Raw genomic sequence first — 14933 nt, 5'->3', positions numbered from 1 at the left:
GCCCCTGTAGGGGGGGGGGCGGCCCCCGCTTCGCCGCGGGGCCCAGGCCCGGCCGCCGGGCGCGGCCGCCGCCCGGGGGTGGGGGCCCGCGGGGGCGGCGGGGCGCCCCCACGGCTGGAGGTGACGTCTGGGTGTCGACGGTGCGTACTCCGATCGGATTCGACGGATGCGACGTCTTCGGCGGATTCGACGGATACGACGGATACGACGGATACGACGGATACGACGGATACAACGGATCGGACTCCGCGGGCCCCTGCGTCGCGGGCCCGGGGTCGGCGGCTCAGGCCTCGACGGCGGGCACCAGCTGGGTGACCGGGGCGGCGAGGTCGGTGATCTGGTGCAGCTCGTTCAGCTTGTCGAGCTCCTGCACCTTGTTCAGTTCGCCGAGCTGCCGGGAGAGCGGCGGGAGTTCGGCCCGGTGCTCGGCGGGGATGTCGCTCGCGGCGAGCGAGTCCAGCACGGTCATCGGGTTCAGCCGGCCGGTGTCCGGGGCTTCGGCCGCGTTCGCCAGGGGGGCGGCGAGGCCGGTGATCCCGGCGGCGAGAGCGGCGGCGGCGACGATGCGTCGAGTGGAGATCATGCCTTCAGCAACGCGGCAGGCGCCCCGCGGACACGGGGGCTCGGGCCCGCTCACCCGACAGGCGCACCCGGTCCGCCGCGCTTGCCGCGCCCGGCGGGGCGGAGGAGTCTCGAAGGTGAGGGCCCGGCGGCCCGTCTCCCCGGGGCCGCGGTCCCGCGAGGAGGTCACCATGGGCACTGCGGCAGGCTCCGCCTTCGACACCGAGACGCTGCGCAGGGGCATAGAGGGAGACACGGCGGCGACGCTGCTGTCGCTCTACGCCGACGACGCGCAACTGCGGATCGTCGACCACCAGACCCAGCCGAGCCGTCCCAAGGTCCTGCGCGGGCGGGACGAGATCGCCGAGATGCTCGACGACGTCTACAGCCGTGACATGACGCACCGGCTGGAGGACTGCGTCGTGCAGGGCGATCGCGCCGCCTATAGCGAGTCGTGCCGGTACTCGGACGGGGTGCGCGTACTGGCCGAGTCGATGGTCTCGCTGCGCGACGGCAAGATCGTCGATCAGACGATGATCCAGGCCTGGGACGAGTAGGGAGGAACGTCTCGCCACGGCCCGGCGGAGGCGGCCGGGCGTGGCGTCCCGGCCCGGCGGAGGCGGCCGGGCGTGGCGTCCCGGCCCGGCGGAGGCGGCCGGGCGTGGCGTCCCGGCCCGGCGGAGGCGGTCCGCGGGGTCCGGCCGACGGGCCGGGCCCCCTACCCCAGCTTCTGCGCCGCCCACGCCGACAGTTCCGAGCGGGCGGCGGCCAGCAGGGACGCGGACGGCGCGGTCGCCCCGTTGGTCACCAGGGCGTAGTGCACGGTGCCCGAGTCGGGTGCGGTGAGCAGCAGGCGGCGGCTGCCCGTGCCGCCCGGTTCGGGGGCTACGGCGATCCCGGTGGCGCCCGTGTGGGCAGGCGGGGCGTGGACCGTGCCGAGGTCGGAGACGACGGTGGTGGACGCGGTCGGGAAGGACGCGGGCAGATGCAGTTCGGTGGGGGCCGCGGTGCCGTTGGAACGCCACACCAGCACGCCGTACTGGCCGGAGCCGACGAGCTGGGCCGCGTTCGGCAGCGAGCCGGGGACCGGGTTCCAGGTCAGGGTGGTGGAGCCGTCGCGGGAGCGGTCCTCGTAGGTGAAGGCGAGGGCGGTGCCGGCGGTGGCGCTCGGGTAGAGGCGGTCGAGCAGCCGGGCGTCCTGACGCAGTGTCACCTGGCCGCTGTCGTCCAGGCGTACGGCGGAGAGGTCCTCGTCGTTCCAGGCGTCGGCGTCGGTGAGCACCTTGTCGGGGTTGCCGTTCATCGGCTCGTGGTGACGGCCGTGGTAGATGTCCCACTGCCACTGCTGGCCGGACAGGACGGGCCCGGAGGCGGCCGGTGTCGTCCACCAGTCGGTGCCCTTCACCCGGGAGTCGAGGGACTGGTACATGGCCTTGAGGACGGTCGGGGCCTTGTCCGCGACCGTGCCCGCGAGGGGGTGGCCGAACTCGCTGACCACGGCCGTCGTCCCGGCCGCCGCCGCCCGGTCGCGGACCGTGCCGAAGTCGGTGACGTACTGGCCGTCGGCCGCCTTGCCCCACATCAGGATCGCGGAGATGGCCTTCTGGTCGTAGAAGTGGGTGTTGAGGACGTAGCGGGAACCGAGGGTGCCCGCGTCGAGGAGGCCGCCCTCCTGCCGCTGGGAGGTGATGTTGGCGTTCCAGAAGAGGTTCGGTTCGACGAAGGCGGGCTTGTCCTGCCAGCCCGCCGCGTCCATCCGGGCCCGGAACCGCACGTAGAACGGCCACAGCAGGTCGCGCTCCCAGGCGCGGCTGGTCTGGCCGGAGTCGTAGGTGCCGGCGTACGGCTCGTTGTAGGGGTCGAAGCCGAGGACGCCCGCGAACTGGTCGGCGGTCAGGTGCTGCCGGACGTACGTCATGGTCCGCTCGGCCATGGTGAGGAAGGAGTCCTGGAGGCCGTACGCGTTGTGCCAGAAGTCGTACTGGGCGGCCTTCACCGCGCCGTTCTGGGTGATGTTCTGGCCCCAGAAGAGGCAGATGCCGCAGGATTCGTCGGGGTAGTCGCCGAGGTCCACCGCCCACTGGGGGGCGCCGTCGCCGGTGTACCAGCTGTCCGGGTCGAAGAGGTAGCGGGAGTAGAGGTCCTGGTGGAAGTCCGGGTAGACGCGGATGCCCGCGTCGAGGAAGGCGCCCATCTGGGCCGTGGCGGCGGCCAGGTAGGCGGTGTCGACCTGGCCGCGGACGGGTTCGGCGTAGGCCCAGGAGAGCAGGAAGCGGACGGAGTTGCCGCCGCCGAGGGCGCGCAGGGCGGTCGCCGACTTCCGGGCGTCGGCGACCGAGGCGAAGGGCAGGCCGCCGTTCTCGGCGAGTTTGGTCTCGCCGGAGACGTTGTAGCCGCGCAGGACGACCTCACGGCCGGTGGCGTCGACGAAGCGTCCGCCCGACACGGTCAGGGGGGTGCCGTCGAAGGGGAGGGCGTCGGGGACGGTGGCGAGGGCGGAGCCGGCGGTGGCGGTCGGGGGTCCCGTCACCGTGAGCACTCCGCACAGGACGACCAGAACGGCGAGCAGACGCGCCCGGATAGTCGGCATGTCCACTACAGTCCGGCCTTTCCCCGGCACCGTCAATACCTCCTGACCCACGGGTAAGGCGGTTGTCAGCTCCCCCCGTCCGGGCTGTTGCGGGCCACGAACGCCTCGTGCACACGATCCTGGAGCCGGGCGTGACGGAACTGGAAGACAGGTCCCACGGTCCGCAGGACGTGACGCTCACGGGCGTCCGAGAGGAACCGGACCAGGCGGACCGGGGCCTCGTTGCGCAGGCGCAGCTGAAGGCTCGTGAGGAACGTGCGCCACGTCACCGACCCCACCAGGCTGAGTGCCAGGGCGAGCAGCAGGCCTCCCACCGTCACCAGCGCGATCCCGGAGAGGAATCCGTCGATGAGCCCGAAGATGCGCTGGTCGGCCAGTTCGGCGAGCAGCCCCAGGCACGCTCCTCCGATGAGACTGCCGGCGAGGCCGCCGACGATCCCCGCGGTGAGCGTGTACCGGCGGTCCTGCCTCCAGCAGGAGACGGGACCGATGGGAGTGCGGCTGTCGGCGCTGCGGTTGCTCAGGCCTGTGACGAATCCGCCCACCACACCGGCGAGGACGCCGATCACCGTACCGCCGAGGAGCATGACGACGCGGCCGTACACGAGGAACAGGGCGACGCCCATCGCCACTCCCAGCGCCGCACCGCCGACGATCCCGAACTGGAAGTTCTCACGGACGACGAAATCCCTCCACTGCAGACGGCCCAGCAACTGGGGCGAGTCCCCGGCACGTCCGTACATCAGGGACATCGTCACGGCGAAGCCGACGACGAGAGCGGCTCCCAGGCCGACGGCCGGCCCCGCCCAGAAGAGGCCCACGGTCCCGGCGACAGACCCCAGCAGGAGGCAACTGACCACCGTTCTCGGCCAGGCCGGCCGCCACCGGGGGACCTGCCACCAGGCGAGGTCGCGGCTTCCCTCGCTGCCCATCTGGTGCGCGATGGCGCCCAGCCAGCGCTCGGCCTGGCCGAGGGTGTAACGACCGCGCGGCCGTCCCGGCCGGTCGTCCTCGTAGGCGGAGGGCAGGACCCGGTCGAGGAGATGGTCCTCCACGGCCGCCCGGTCCACGAAGCGCTCGGGGACGAAGCGCTGGTCCGCGCGGTAGGTGTCGCGCATCAGCGTGAGCATCAGCGGGGTGTCCAGCGCCTGGGCGACCGCACCCGAGGGGTTCGCGCGGATGTGCCGCACCAGTGGGCGCCAGGTTTCCGGGAGCGGCTGCACCTGGCAACGCGTCAGGTACTCCGCCGCGTCCTCGGCACTCACCGGGAGCAGTTCGAGCCCGGCGGAGCCGGACAGGGGGCCCGCCCCGTCGACGGCCGACACCAGTTCCCCGACCCGGCTCAGCAGGACCAGCCGGAAGTGCGCCTGCTCGCCGAGCGCCCGCAGGGCCACGGGACGCACGGCTTCGGGCATCTCGTCCAGTCCGTCCAGGAGAACGGCGACCCGGCCCGCACCGATGAGTCGGGAGAGGACACCGCCCGCGTACTCCTCGGACCTCCTGAACATGTAGTCCGCGGCCAGTCGGGCGGCGAGCCAGTCGCGCAGCCGCTGGTTCAGCGGGTCCCATCCGCTCAGGCTCAGCAGTACGGGGACGGGGACCCTCGCACGCACGCCGTCCTCGAGCGCCTCTCGGTGCGCGAGGGCGTCGAGCAGCAGTCGGATGGCGGCGCCGCTCTTGCCCGCGCCGCCGGCCCCGACGATCACCATCCGTCCGGAGTCCAGGGCGCCGTAGAGGCGGAACAGGTCGCCGACGGCGCCCGAAGCCAGGTCCGCCGTCGTGACCGGAGCCAGTCCGGGCAGGGGCCGGAACCGGGGCGAGCCGGTGGGCGTGCCCACCGCGTCGGTCGCCGGGCCCGACACGGGAAGATCCGACCACCTCCAGCGCACCGGGACGGGGCTCGGGTGAATCAGCCGCCGTTCGCCCGCCGCGGCGGTCCACTGCGCCTTCACCCGCTCGGCCAGCTCGTCCGCGAAGCCACGCAGCGCCGGTTCGCCGTGTTCCGTGCGGGGCCTCCGGCTCGTCAACCACAACGCCACGCTGGCGGCCGGAACGACGACCGCCGCGATCCCCTGGACGAGCGTGGCGGCCGAGTCCCGGTCCTGGGACCGGAAGACGAACGCCAGGGCAGCGAGAACGGCCACCACGACGATCAGCAAACCGACGAGAACCATTGCGTGTCCCCCCTCGAACCCCCGTGTTCCGGAGTGTGTCAGAGGGTCAGGGGCCGTGTCCTTCGATCGCCCGCCCGCCGCGTCCCGGGGGGTCGTGGCCGGTGCGCCGCGGCGGTCTCAGCGCGGTGGCAGCCGGTGCAGGACGACGTCCGTCAGACGGCCGTCGTCCACCGCCGCCGTCAGGTAGGTGCAGTGCGGCTGGCGGCGGCGGTCGGTCGGGGACCCCGGGTTGAGCAGCCGCAGTCCGCCGGGGGCGGTGGTGTCCCAGGGGATGTGGCTGTGCCCGAAGACGAGGACGTCCAGGTCGGGGAAGCGGGCGGCGCAGCGCGCCTCGCGGCCCTGGGCGGGACCGGTCTCGTGGACGACGCCGAAGCGCAGCCCGCCCAGGTCGGCGTAGGCCACCTCGGGGAGCCGGGCCCGCAGGTCCGCACCGTCGTTGTTGCCGTGGACGGCGAGGAGCCGGCTGCTGCGGCCCTCCAGGAGGTCGAGGGTGGCCGTGTCCACCCAGTCCCCGGCGTGGATCACCACGTCGGCGCGCGGGATCTCGTCGAGCAGCGGCGCGGGCAGGGCCTTGGCGCGCTTCGGGAGGTGGGTGTCGGACATCAGCAGCAGGCGCACGCCCTCAGCGTACGGCCGCGGCGGGCGGCGGCCGGGAACCTCACGGCCTGCGCGCTCCCCGCTTCAGGGGCTCCCACCGGTCGCGGTGGTCCCGGTTACCGGGCGACGGTGGCGGCGAGGCCTTCCGCGAAGTCGTGGCGGGGCCGGTGGCCGAGCTCGGTGCGGGCCTTGGTCCAGTCGAGGCTGTAGCGCAGGTCGCGGCCCTTGCGGTCCGCGACGTGGCTGACGTGGTCCCAGTCCGCCCCGCACGCCTGGAGGAGGAGGGCGGTCAGCTCCCGGGCGGTCAGTTCCGTACCGCCGCCGAGGTGGTAGATCTCGCCGGGGCGGCCCTTCGCGCGGACCAGGCCGACGCCGTGGCAGTGGTCCTCGACGTGTACCGTGCCCGGCCCGCCGAGGGCGGGCCGTGTCACCTTCTCCGTGTCAGTGTCAGTGTCAGTGTCAGGGTCAGTGTCAGTGTCAGCGGGCACCGGGGCCGCCGCTGCCGAAGGAGCCGCTGGAGCCGGCGTCCCAGCGCGGGCGGCTCTGGTCGTCGCTGTCGCGGCCGCCGGTGGGACGCAGTTCGTGCGGGGTGAGGCGCTCGCCGTCCGCCGAGCGCGGCATCTCGTTGGGTTCGCGGACCCGACGGCTCTCGCGGACCGGGCCGGAGGCCGGCATCCGCGGCTGCTCCTCGGGCCGGGGCGGTGCGGGTTCGCTCCTGCGGACCCGGGAGCCGAGCCGGAAGGCCCAGATCAGGCCGCCCACGAGAGCGACGCCGACCACGATGAACGCGACGGTGGCCAGCACGGACCGGCCGGTGGCCGCCAGGTAGGCGGTGGCAATGGTGTTCATGGACGGCGGGTACCCTGCCCGCGCCCGTGGACACGCGCGCGCCCTCGGCTCACTCCCCCAGCGGAAGGTCGCTCCACACCTGCTTGCCGCCGCTGACCGGCACCGTTCCCCAGGTGTCGGACACGGCCTCCACCAGGAGGATGCCGCGGCCGCCGGTCGCCTCCCAGCCGGGGTCGGTCGGCTGGACGGGGGTGCGCGGCGAGGCGTCGGTGACGGCGACGCGCAGCCGGTGGTCGATCAGGGTGAGGTCGAGGCGGACCCGGCCGTCGGTGTGCACGAGCGCGTTGGTGACGAGTTCGGAGACGACGAGCAGGGCGGCGTCCATGGCGTAGTCGGAGACGCCCCAGGCGCGCAGGGTGCGCCGGGTGAAGCGGCGGGCGTGCCGGGCCGCCTCGGGCACCCGCCACACCGTCCAGCCCTCGCGCAGCGGCAGTACGGCCATGCCGTCGTAGCGCAGCAGGAGCAGGGCCACGTCGTCGCCGCGGTGGGCGTCGCCGAGGAGGGCGTCGGCGACGAGGTCCAGGTGCGCGGGGTCGGACACGGACAGTCCGTGGGCCAGTTGCTCCATGCCCGTGTCGATGTCGGACGCGGCGGACTCCACCAGTCCGTCGGTGGTCAGGGCGAGGACGGTGCCGGGCAGCAGCCGCAGCGGGGTCATCGGGAAGTCCGCCTGGTCGACCACGCCGAGCGGGGGGCCGCCGTCGGTCTCGGCGATGTCGGTGGAGCCGTCCGGGTACCGCAGCACGGGCGGCGGATGCCCGGCACGCACGCACCAGGCGGTGCCGGCCTCCATGTCGAGGTCGACGTAGCAGCAGGTGGCGAAGAGGTCGGTCTCCAGCTCCAGCAGGAGCCGGTTGGCGTGCGAGACCACCACGTCCGGGGGGTGCCCCTCGGCGGCGTAGGCGCGCAGGGCGGTGCGCATCTGGCCCATGAGGTTGGCGGCGCCGGTGCTGTGGCCCTGGACGTCGCCGATGACGAGGGCGACGTGGTTGTCGGACAGCGGGATGACGTCGTACCAGTCGCCGCCGACCTCCAGGCCGGCGGTGGCGGGCAGGTAGCGGGCGACGGCGACCGCGCCGGGGAGTTTCGGCAGGCGGCGCGGGAGCAGCTGGCGCTGGAGCATGCCGACGAGTTCGTGCTCGGCGTCGAAGGCGTGGGCGCGCACCAGGGCCTGTCCGGCGAGGCCGGCGGAGGCGGTGAGCAGGGCGCGTTCGTCGGGGCCGAAGTCGTGCGGGGTGTCCCAGCCGATGAGGCAGGCGCCGGCCATACGGCCCGCGGCGGGCAGCGGCAGGACGGCGAGGCCGCCGGGGCCGACCTCGGCGAGGGCGGGCTCCAGCGGGGTGCCGGCGGGCCAGATCCGGGCGCGGCCCTCACGCAGGGCGGCGCCGAGGGTGGGCATGGCGCGCACCGGCGCGTCGGGCCACTCGGTGCGCCACTCCTGACGCCACAGCTCGGGCCAGGCCTCGGGTTCCGGAGGGTCGAGGACGGTCACGACGAGGCGGTCGTTCTCCAGCTCGGCGAGGGCGATCCGGTCCGCCCGCAGGGGGACGCGCAGGGAGGAGACGACCGCCCGGCCGACGTCGCGGACGGTGCTCGCGGTGGCGAGCGCGGCGGCCAGGCGCTGCACACGGGCCACGTCGGTGACGTCGGAGCGCAGGGTGGAGGCGTCGGCGACGGTGCCGACGAGGCGGGCGGCGTGGCCGTCGCCGCCGGGCACGGACCGGCCGCGCAGCCGCAGCCACCTGGGCGGACCGTCGGGCCGCAGCACGCGGAACTCCAGCTCGCGTTCGCCGACCGACAGATGGTCCGCCTCGACCACGGACATCAGGGAGGGGAGGTCCTCCGGGACGGTCCGGCCGAGCAGCGTCTCCACCCGGCCGTCGAACGCGTCCCGGCCGAGGGCGAACAGCTCCAGGATCTCGTCGCCGACCTCGACGCGTCCGGTGTCGATGGCGAGACTGAAGGCGTCGGCGGGCAGTTCGCCGCCCTCGGCGGGCGCGGTGGGCATCGGCGGGACGACGGCCTCGGCGACGAGCGTCAGGCAGGCCCGGTCGTCGCCGCCGAAGCCGCCGGGCCGCTCGCTCACGGCCAGCAGGCAGCCGCCGGCGCCGTCGTGGACGGGCAGCGCCGCCAGGTGGACGTCCCGGGTGGTGCCGCGGCGCGGCTCGACGCCGCCGGCGGGGTCGTCGGGCCCCCGCCACACCGGCCGTCCGCCCCGGTGGGCGTCGGCGACCGGGGAGTGCCCGTCGGCCGGGTAGCTCTCGCGCAACCCGTACAGGGTCCTCGGGACGCCGGCCGACTCCTCGAGGCACAGCAGTGTGCCGCCGTCGCCGGGTGTGTAGACGGCGGCGAGGGTCGCGCCCGCGAAGACGAGCGCCTGTTCGAGGACGCGCCGCACCCGTTCGGGCGAGGCGGGGTCCGCCGCGATCGTCCTCAGGGCGACCTCGGCACGCGGCGCCGCCGTTCCGCGCTCCGCAGCACCCTGACCGACCACGTCCGTATTACAGCGCTTGTGGGCGGGTCGCGCAGCTCCTGCGACCGTCCGGCGGAGATCGGGGAGGGGCGGCGCGGACCGCGGACGGCATCCCGGGGGACGGGACATCCAGGGGGCATGGCCATCCGCCGACGGGGCCGTCCGCCGACGGGGCCATCCGCCCACGGGGCCATCCGCCGACGGGGCCATCCGCCGACGGGGTGGACGTCGGCGCCGGCCGTGTGCCCGCTCGCCGTGCGCCCGCTTGCCGTGCGCCCGCTCGCCGTGCGCGCCGGGCCGTCCGGGGGCAGATTTGGTTCCTGGTACCGCGCGTCCGGGCGAGGAGGTGGTCGCCGTGTCCGACGGACAGCGGTCCGGGCGTCCGGCGGCGCCCGTCGGGGCCCCCGCCGGCCGGCCCCTGATGTCGTCGGCGCTGACGGCGATGCTGGACGCCGTCGGGGCCCACTCGGGCGCCGTCTACCTCTGCCGCGGTGACGAACCGGTGCTGGAGATGGCGGTGATGGCGGGGCTGGCCCGCTCGTTCGCGGCGCCCTGGGAGCGCGTCGGGCTGAGCGCGCCGATCCCGGTCACCGATGCGGTGCGCGAACGGCGGCTGGTCTGGGTGGGCGGCGAGGAGGAGATGGCCCGCCGCTATCCGCGGATCGCCGTCGTCCTGCCGTACCCGTTCGCGCTGGCCGCGCTGCCGGTGGCGACCGACGCGAAGGTGTACGGCGCGGTCTTCGTCACCTGGCCCGGCTCCCACCCCCCGGAGCTGTCCGACCGGGAGCGGCGGCAGCTGGAGGTGGCCTGCGACCGGCTCGCGCTGCGGCTGGAGCGGGCCGCGGCGCAGAACCGGCCGGTGCGCGCCGAGACCCGGCCGCTGGACACGGGACCGGTCGGCGGCGTCGCCGACTCCCTGGGCTCGGTGGAGGCGGCGCGGATGGTGGCGCGGCTGCCGTACGGGCTGGTCTCGCTGGATCTCCACGGGCGGGTGGGGTTCGCCAACACCGCCGCGGCCGACCTGCTGGGCGTGCCGGTGAGCGACCTGCTGGGCGTGCACCTGTGGGCGTCCGTGCCGTGGCTCAACGATCCCACGTACGAGGAGCGGTACCGGGCGGCGCTGCTCAGTCAGGGCGTCACGTCGTTCGTGGCGCTGCGCCCGCCCTCCGACTGGCTGTCGTTCCGGCTGTACCCGTCGACGACCGGGCTCAGCGTGCGGGTCAGCCGGGCGCGCGGGGTGTCGCAGACGCGCCCGGCCGGACGCGGGCCGGGGAACGCGCCGGCCCGGCTGGTGTCGATGTCGCAGGCGCTGAGCCTGGCCGGGGCGCTCACCGAGACGGTGAGCGTGCAGGACGTGGTGCGCCTGGTGGCGGACGAGATCGCCCCGGCCGTGGGCTGCCGGGCGCTGGCGCTGCTCGGTGTGCGGGCGGGGCGTCTGCAGGTGCTGGGGCACCACGGCTACCGCGATGCGCGGGTGGTGGAGCGGTTCGACGGGATGCCGCTGTCCGCCCCGGTGCCGAGCGCGCACGCCGTGTCGCACGGGCTGCCGGCGTTCTTCGACTCGCGGCAGCAGCTGGAGCGCCTGTATCCGGCGCGGTACGCCACCCCCGACGGCTTCGCCGCCTGGGCCTATCTGCCGTTGATCGCCTCCGGCCGGCCGGTGGGGGCCTGTGTGCTGGCCTACGCCGAGCCGCGCACCTTCCCCACGCACGAGCGCGCGGTGCTGACCAGCATGGCCGGGCTGATCGCGCAGGCCCTGGACCGGGCGCTGCTCTACGACGCCAAGCACCGGCTGGCCCACGGGCTCCAGGCGGCGCTGCTGCCGCACTCGCTGCCCGCGCTGCCCGGTATCGAGGCGGCCGCCCGCTATCTGCCCGCCACGCGCGGCATGGAGATCGGCGGCGACTTCTACGACCTGGTGCCCTCGCGGCCGCTCCCGGCGGCCGTGATCGGGGACGTCCAGGGCCACAACGTGACGGCGGCGGGACTGATGGGCCAGCTACGGACCGCCGTGCGCGCGTACACGACGGTGGGTCAGGCGCCGGCGGAGGTCATGAGCAGCACCAACCGGCTGCTGATCGACCTGGGCGCCGACCTGTTCGCCAGTTGCCTGTACCTGCGGCTGGACCCCGGGCGCGGGCGGGCGGTGATGGCCAGGGCCGGGCATCCGCCTCCGTTGCTGCGGCGGCGGGACGGGCGGGTGCGCGTCCTCGACCTGGCGGGCGGCCCCCTGCTCGGCATCGACGGCGGGGCGACGTACACGACCACGGAGGTCGATTTCTCCCCCGGCTGTGTGCTCGCCCTCTACACGGACGGGCTGATCGAGTCGCCGGGGGTGGACATCGGGGACGCGGTCGCCGGGCTGGGCCGGCGGCTCGGCGACGCCGGCGACCTGCCGCTGGAGGAGCTGGCCGGCAGGCTCGTGGGGCACTACGCGGCGGCGGAGGAGCGGATCGACGACGTGGCACTGCTGTTGCTGCGGGCGAGGGGGACGACTGACGGCGGAGGGGCCTGCCGCCCTGACGAGTGACGGAGGGGGCCTGCCGCCCTGACGAGCGGCGCGAGCGGCGCGAGCGGCGGAGGGGCCTGCCGCCCTTGCGAGCGGCGGAGTGTCAGGCGCCCGGGAACGCGCCGGTCCGGCCCTCCCGCCGGAGGGCCGGACCATGCCACCGATCGGCCGGAACCGCTGGTGAGGCCGATCGGCGGGTCTTCACCGGGAGCCCGGTGCCGTGAGTCTCCGCCGGGAGCCCGGTACCGCGAACCTTCACCGGGAGCCCGGTGCCGCGAACCGTCGCCGGGGGCCCGGTACCGCGGGTCCGCACCGGCGGCCCGGTGCCGAGTCGACAGCCGGTCCCTCCGGTCCGGTCCGGCTGCCGGACCCGCCCGGCCCGCCCGGCCCGCCCGGCCCGCCCGGCCCGCCGCGAACGGTACGGCGTGCAGCGAACCGTGCGGCCGCCGTGACTTCCGGACTCAGCGGTTCCCGCTCGGCTGCCGGAGTCAGTGGGTCTCGGTCAGCCCGGAGTCCTCGGCGCCGGCGCCGGCTTCCTCACCGCCGGCCTCGTGCCCGGTCTCCTGGCCGGCGTCCTGACCGGCCTCCTCGCCCGTCTCCCCGCCGACGTCCTCGCCGCCGGCCTCCTCACCCGCTCCGGCTTCCTCACCGACACCGGCCTCCTCCTCACCGGCGCCCGCGTCGTCGCCGGCGCCGGCCCCTGCGTCGCCGAGGGTGGCGCCGACCGCCGCCAGGGCGGTGGTCACCGGCTGGAAGAAGGTCTCGCCGCCGACCGTGCAGTCACCGCTGCCGCCCGAGGTGAGGCCTATCGCGAGGCCGTCCTGGGTGAAGAGCGAGCCGCCGCTGTCGCCGGGCTCGGCGCAGACGTCGGTCTGGATCAGTCCGGTGACGGTCCCCTCGGGGTAGTTGACGGTGGCGTCGAGTCCGAGCACCTGGCCGTTGGCGAGCCCGGTCGTGCTGCCCATGCGGAAGACCTCGGCACCGACCGTCGCCTCGGCGGCCTCGGTGATCTGCACGGTCTGCTCACCGAGGTCGACCTCGCTGGGGGCGACCGTGGCGGGGTCGTCGTACTTCACGAGGGCGAAGTCGCCGTCACCGGGGAAGACCGCCTGGTCGACGGTGGCGATGGGCTCGCCGGCCTCGTCGTCGGACCACTGCTCGGCGGCCACCCCGCAGTGACCCGCCGTCAGGAAGGCCGGGGTGCCGTCGCCCGCCGTGACGTTGAAGCCGAGGGAGCAGCGCGCTCCGCCGCCGAAGATGGCGTCGCCGCCGGAGGCGTACGTCTTGAAGGTGCCGGCCGACTTCTTGATGGTGGCCGTGTCCGCGCCGAGGGCCCGGACGGTGTTCTCCAACTGGTCCCAGTTGCTGCCGGTGACCGTGGAGTCGGCGGTGACGAGGATCCGGTTCGTCCGCGGATCGACCGCCCACGAGGTGCCCGGGATGGTCGCCTCGGCCTTCAGGGTCTGCGCCGCCGCCTCGAGTTCGGCGGTGCTGTTCTCCACCTCGCGGACCTCGGCGCCGGCCTTCTCGGCCTGGATGATCACGTTGTTGTCGTCGCCGGAGACGTTGACGACGTTGACGACGAGCCGCTGCCGGCCGGAGTCGTAGTACGAGCCGGCGAAGGCGTCGCCGAGCAGGTTCGCCAACTGCGAGGCGAGGTCGGGAGCGTCGGCCGCCTTCAGGGTGGTGGGCGCCGCGGCGGCGCCGGAGTCCCCGTCCTGGGAGGCGTTGGCGTAGGGGATCAGGAGCGCCGCCGCTCCGAGCGCCGCGACACCGCCCACCGCGAACGCGGCCTTGCGCTTCGGAATTCGCTTGTGACTCAAACTACTCGACCTCCTGGGGGACGGGGTCTGGCTGCCGGGGGTCGGCAGCTCCGTACAGCGGCGCCTGGTTGCCGGTTGGTACGCAGGGGGCGCGCGGCGCGTTCAACTCCGTGCGCCGGCTTCCGCTCGGCGACCGTGAATCGGCCACGACCGGCCTCCGGAAGCGAAGTCCTGCGAACAGTCGCCCATATGACGACGACGACCGCCGAAGCCGACAAGATCCTTTCCAGTGGCTTCGCACCCCGGCGGGCCCGCGTCGGACGGACCGTCAGGAACCCCGGCCGGCGACCGGGCGGCTCCGCGTCCGCCCTGGTCACGGTGATCGGCTCAGGAGGGCGGAGGGCCGGCGAGGCCGGCGCGGACGGCGGCCGGGGATCCCGCCGCCGTGACCTCCGGGCCGGCCGCCCGAGCCCCTCCGTGACGATGACGACGGTGGTGACGACGGTGGTGACGACGGTGCGGCGGTCCGCGCCGTTCCGGCGGGCGGTGCCGGCGCGGATGGCTGGATCGGTGCGGTCCTGACGGCACCGGGCCGCCGGACGGCGTGCGCGCGGTCAGGACGTCGGCGGCCGGGTGGCCGGACCGGGCCCACGGCGCGGGCGGGCGCGGTCCGCACGGCGGCGGGCGCTCACCGCCACGCGATCGGCACCGTGAGTGACCGGCCGACCGCGTTCCATGGCGCTCAGTAGCGGAATCCTCGCTTCAGCAAATCTGCACATCGAATGCCCAAGCGGGCCACGCGGCGCGAGGGTTCTGCACAACCGCGCGGTGCCGCGCACGTCAGCGCACGCCATTGGGGCGAGTTGCCCGATTCGCCTCGCCGGCCCCCGCCGCTCGTCCGAGCGGATGCCGCCCGTGGTGTGAAGAAGTCGCCGACAAGGCGTGCCGGAGCCTGCACGCTTTCCCGCGCCTGTGACGCAAGGTGCCTGGTGAGGCGGGTGAGTGACTGGATGCGTCGGCGCCGTACCTGCTTTGATCCATCGCACCGCAGGGCCGCGAAGGACCGCCGGAAACGGCGCCCCGCAACCCGGTACCCGCGGTCGCGGCCGTCATCTGTCCCCAGAGGGGGCCGCTCCCCCCTTGTGAGATATCCATATGAAGGGAAGTTCCACCATGAACTCCACCCCCCAGGTTGAGACCGTCGAGATCTCGGACGCGGACCTCGACAACGTCTCCGGCGGCCTGTCCGTGAACGCCCTGGGCACCGTCACCGGCCTGGTGGACGGCATCGCCCCGGTCACCGGTCTGGTCGACACGGCCGTCGGCACCGTCGAGGGTGTCACCGGCCTGAACACCGCCCCGGTCACCAACCTGGTCGCCGGTCTCTGATCGCGCCCTTGTGATCCCCTTGAGTCCC

At 74.5% G+C, this 14933-nt stretch carries 11 protein-coding genes and 1 pseudogene; 4 read left to right on the top strand and 8 right to left on the bottom strand.

Annotated features, from left to right (window positions below; translation table 11 throughout):
* Positions 1–283 precede the first annotated feature (283 nt).
* The gene (locus ACFV9M_RS03955; RefSeq protein WP_385063918.1) at positions 284–583 is read right to left on the bottom strand and encodes a hypothetical protein; all 300 of its coding nucleotides are present in this window, start codon (positions 581–583) and stop codon (positions 284–286) included.
* Between the two features lie 169 nt (positions 584–752).
* Here ACFV9M_RS03955 and ACFV9M_RS03950 point away from each other — a divergent pair, with 169 nt between their 5' ends.
* The gene (locus tag ACFV9M_RS03950) at positions 753–1118 is read left to right on the top strand and encodes a nuclear transport factor 2 family protein (protein ID WP_385063917.1); all 366 of its coding nucleotides are present in this window, start codon (positions 753–755) and stop codon (positions 1116–1118) included.
* Positions 1119–1279: 161 nt separating this feature from the next.
* Here the strand turns inward: ACFV9M_RS03950 and ACFV9M_RS03945 are convergent, their stop codons facing one another.
* From ACFV9M_RS03945 to ACFV9M_RS03920, 6 genes and pseudogenes are all read right to left on the bottom strand, one after another.
* The gene (locus tag ACFV9M_RS03945) at positions 1280–3151 is read right to left on the bottom strand and encodes an endoglycosylceramidase (RefSeq protein WP_385063916.1); all 1872 of its coding nucleotides are present in this window, start codon (positions 3149–3151) and stop codon (positions 1280–1282) included.
* A gap of 65 nt (positions 3152–3216) precedes the next feature.
* Positions 3217–5325 (bottom strand): hypothetical protein, encoded by a 2109-nt coding sequence (locus tag ACFV9M_RS03940; protein ID WP_385063914.1) that lies wholly within the window; start codon positions 5323–5325, stop codon positions 3217–3219.
* A gap of 117 nt (positions 5326–5442) precedes the next feature.
* The gene (locus ACFV9M_RS03935; RefSeq protein ID WP_385063912.1) at positions 5443–5943 is read right to left on the bottom strand and encodes a metallophosphoesterase family protein; all 501 of its coding nucleotides are present in this window, start codon (positions 5941–5943) and stop codon (positions 5443–5445) included.
* Positions 5944–5983: 40 nt separating this feature from the next.
* Positions 5984–6320: pseudogene (locus ACFV9M_RS03930) on the bottom strand (dTDP-glucose 4,6-dehydratase); the annotation flags it as partial.
* A 79-nt stretch (positions 6321–6399) separates the two neighbouring features.
* On the bottom strand, positions 6400–6771 hold the full coding sequence (locus ACFV9M_RS03925; RefSeq protein WP_385063911.1) for a DUF6479 family protein: 372 nt from the start codon (positions 6769–6771) through the stop codon (positions 6400–6402).
* Between the two features lie 49 nt (positions 6772–6820).
* Positions 6821–9265, bottom strand: coding sequence for a SpoIIE family protein phosphatase (locus ACFV9M_RS03920; RefSeq protein ID WP_385063909.1), 2445 nt, complete (start codon positions 9263–9265; stop codon positions 6821–6823).
* A gap of 325 nt (positions 9266–9590) precedes the next feature.
* Between ACFV9M_RS03920 and ACFV9M_RS03915 the strand changes: the two genes are divergently transcribed.
* Complete coding sequence (locus tag ACFV9M_RS03915; protein WP_385063907.1) at positions 9591–11774, top strand: SpoIIE family protein phosphatase; 2184 nt, start codon at positions 9591–9593, stop codon at positions 11772–11774.
* Positions 11775–12241: 467 nt separating this feature from the next.
* Here ACFV9M_RS03915 and ACFV9M_RS03910 read toward each other — a convergent pair whose 3' ends face one another.
* Complete coding sequence (locus ACFV9M_RS03910) at positions 12242–13576, bottom strand: S1 family peptidase (protein WP_385063906.1); 1335 nt, start codon at positions 13574–13576, stop codon at positions 12242–12244.
* Positions 13577–13765: 189 nt separating this feature from the next.
* Between ACFV9M_RS03910 and ACFV9M_RS03905 the strand changes: the two genes are divergently transcribed.
* On the top strand, positions 13766–14098 hold the full coding sequence (locus ACFV9M_RS03905; RefSeq protein ID WP_385063905.1) for a hypothetical protein: 333 nt from the start codon (positions 13766–13768) through the stop codon (positions 14096–14098).
* 591 nt (positions 14099–14689) lie between these two features.
* On the top strand, positions 14690–14905 hold the full coding sequence (locus tag ACFV9M_RS03900) for a type A2 lantipeptide (protein WP_385063904.1): 216 nt from the start codon (positions 14690–14692) through the stop codon (positions 14903–14905).
* Positions 14906–14933 lie beyond the last annotated feature (28 nt).

It is taken from the genome of Streptomyces sp. NPDC059895 (assembly GCF_042731035.1).
Taxonomy (GTDB): domain Bacteria; phylum Actinomycetota; class Actinomycetes; order Streptomycetales; family Streptomycetaceae; genus Streptomyces.
Note: the sequence above shows the minus strand (reverse complement) of the source record. Positions and strands in the feature narration are given on the sequence as shown.

Bases quoted from the DNA above. Each gene is read 5' to 3' on its own strand.
- ACFV9M_RS03955 (WP_385063918.1), bottom strand. From the start codon at position 583: ATGATCTCCACTCGACGCATCGTCGCCGCCGCCGCTCTCGCCGCCGGG.
- ACFV9M_RS03950 (WP_385063917.1), top strand. From the start codon at position 753: ATGGGCACTGCGGCAGGCTCCGCCTTCGACACCGAGACGCTGCGCAGG.
- ACFV9M_RS03905 (WP_385063905.1), top strand. From the start codon at position 13,766: ATGACGACGACGACCGCCGAAGCCGACAAGATCCTTTCCAGTGGCTTC.
- ACFV9M_RS03945 (WP_385063916.1), bottom strand. From the start codon at position 3,151: ATGCCGACTATCCGGGCGCGTCTGCTCGCCGTTCTGGTCGTCCTGTGC.
- ACFV9M_RS03900 (WP_385063904.1), top strand. From the start codon at position 14,690: ATGAACTCCACCCCCCAGGTTGAGACCGTCGAGATCTCGGACGCGGAC.
- ACFV9M_RS03925 (WP_385063911.1), bottom strand. From the start codon at position 6,771: ATGAACACCATTGCCACCGCCTACCTGGCGGCCACCGGCCGGTCCGTG.
- ACFV9M_RS03940 (WP_385063914.1), bottom strand. From the start codon at position 5,325: ATGGTTCTCGTCGGTTTGCTGATCGTCGTGGTGGCCGTTCTCGCTGCC.